The sequence below is a fragment of the Citrobacter sp. Cb028 genome (assembly GCF_030336705.1).
In the GTDB taxonomy this organism is placed as follows: domain Bacteria; phylum Pseudomonadota; class Gammaproteobacteria; order Enterobacterales; family Enterobacteriaceae; genus Citrobacter; species Citrobacter braakii.
In genome coordinates, this window is the sequence record NZ_JAOWCZ010000035.1 from 1 (window position 1) to 2,562 (window position 2,562).

The 2,562-nt window shown below is 52.5% G+C and carries 1 rRNA gene; it reads left to right on the plus strand.

The window, feature by feature from the left end:
* Positions 1 to 2,550, plus strand: a 23S ribosomal RNA gene (locus OGV75_RS18830); the annotation flags it as partial.
* Positions 2,551 to 2,562: the final 12 nt, after the last annotated feature.

A 2,562-nucleotide genomic window follows, 5' to 3' on the forward strand; every position in this document is an offset into this window, starting at 1 on the left:
TGTGAACTCGAAGAGTAGGGCGGGACACGTGGTATCCTGTCTGAATATGGGGGGACCATCCTCCAAGGCTAAATACTCCTGACTGACCGATAGTGAACCAGTACCGTGAGGGAAAGGCGAAAAGAACCCCGGCGAGGGGAGTGAAAAAGAACCTGAAACCGTGTACGTACAAGCAGTGGGAGCCTCTTTATGGGGTGACTGCGTACCTTTTGTATAATGGGTCAGCGACTTATATTCTGTAGCAAGGTTAACCGAATAGGGGAGCCGAAGGGAAACCGAGTCTTAACTGGGCGTTAAGTTGCAGGGTATAGACCCGAAACCCGGTGATCTAGCCATGGGCAGGTTGAAGGTTGGGTAACACTAACTGGAGGACCGAACCGACTAATGTTGAAAAATTAGCGGATGACTTGTGGCTGGGGGTGAAAGGCCAATCAAACCGGGAGATAGCTGGTTCTCCCCGAAAGCTATTTAGGTAGCGCCTCGTGAACTCATCTTCGGGGGTAGAGCACTGTTTCGGCTAGGGGGTCATCCCGACTTACCAACCCGATGCAAACTGCGAATACCGAAGAATGTTATCACGGGAGACACACGGCGGGTGCTAACGTCCGTCGTGAAGAGGGAAACAACCCAGACCGCCAGCTAAGGTCCCAAAGTCATGGTTAAGTGGGAAACGATGTGGGAAGGCACAGACAGCCAGGATGTTGGCTTAGAAGCAGCCATCATTTAAAGAAAGCGTAATAGCTCACTGGTCGAGTCGGCCTGCGCGGAAGATGTAACGGGGCTAAACCATGCACCGAAGCTGCGGCAGCGACACTATGTGTTGTTGGGTAGGGGAGCGTTCTGTAAGCCGTTGAAGGTGTGCTGTGAGGCATGCTGGAGGTATCAGAAGTGCGAATGCTGACATAAGTAACGATAATGCGGGTGAAAAACCCGCACGCCGGAAGACCAAGGGTTCCTGTCCAACGTTAATCGGGGCAGGGTGAGTCGACCCCTAAGGCGAGGCCGAAAGGCGTAGTCGATGGGAAACAGGTTAATATTCCTGTACTTGGTGTTACTGCGAGGGGGGGACGGAGAAGGCTATGTTAGCCGGGCGACGGTTGTCCCGGTTTAAGCATGTAGGCGGAGATTCCAGGTAAATCCGGAATCTTGTTAACGCTGAGGTGTGATGACGAGGCACTACGGTGCTGAAGTAACAAATGCCCTGCTTCCAGGAAAAGCCTCTAAGCATCAGGTAACACGAAATCGTACCCCAAACCGACACAGGTGGTCAGGTAGAGAATACCAAGGCGCTTGAGAGAACTCGGGTGAAGGAACTAGGCAAAATGGTGCCGTAACTTCGGGAGAAGGCACGCTGATATGTAAGTGAAGTGATTTACTCATGGAGCTGAAATCAGTCGAAGATACCAGCTGGCTGCAACTGTTTATTAAAAACACAGCACTGTGCAAACACGAAAGTGGACGTATACGGTGTGACGCCTGCCCGGTGCCGGAAGGTTAATTGATGGGGTTATCCGTAAGGAGAAGCTCTTGATCGAAGCCCCGGTAAACGGCGGCCGTAACTATAACGGTCCTAAGGTAGCGAAATTCCTTGTCGGGTAAGTTCCGACCTGCACGAATGGCGTAATGATGGCCAGGCTGTCTCCACCCGAGACTCAGTGAAATTGAACTCGCTGTGAAGATGCAGTGTACCCGCGGCAAGACGGAAAGACCCCGTGAACCTTTACTATAGCTTGACACTGAACACTGGTCCTTGATGTGTAGGATAGGTGGGAGGCTTTGAAGTGTGGACGCCAGTCTGCATGGAGCCAACCTTGAAATACCACCCTTTAATGGCTGGTGTTCTAACGTAGACCCGTAATCCGGGTTGCGGACAGTGTCTGGTGGGTAGTTTGACTGGGGCGGTCTCCTCCTAAAGAGTAACGGAGGAGCACGAAGGTTAGCTAATCCTGGTCGGACATCAGGAGGTTAGTGCAAAGGCATAAGCTAGCTTGACTGCGAGAGTGACGGCTCGAGCAGGTGCGAAAGCAGGTCTTAGTGATCCGGTGGTTCTGAATGGAAGGGCCATCGCTCAACGGATAAAAGGTACTCCGGGGATAACAGGCTGATACCGCCCAAGAGTTCATATCGACGGCGGTGTTTGGCACCTCGATGTCGGCTCATCACATCCTGGGGCTGAAGTAGGTCCCAAGGGTATGGCTGTTCGCCATTTAAAGTGGTACGCGAGCTGGGTTTAGAACGTCGTGAGACAGTTCGGTCCCTATCTGCCGTGGGCGCTGGAGAATTGAGGGGGGCTGCTCCTAGTACGAGAGGACCGGAGTGGACGCATCACTGGTGTTCGGGTTGTCATGCCAATGGCATTGCCCGGTAGCTAAATGCGGAAGAGATAAGTGCTGAAAGCATCTAAGCACGAAACTTGCCCCGAGATGAGTTCTCCCTGACCCTTTAAGGGTCCTGAAGGAACGTTGAAGACGACGACGTTGATAGGTCGGGTGTGTAAGCGTAGCGATACGTTGAGCTAACCGATACTAATGAACCGTGAGGCTTAACCTTACAACGCCGAAG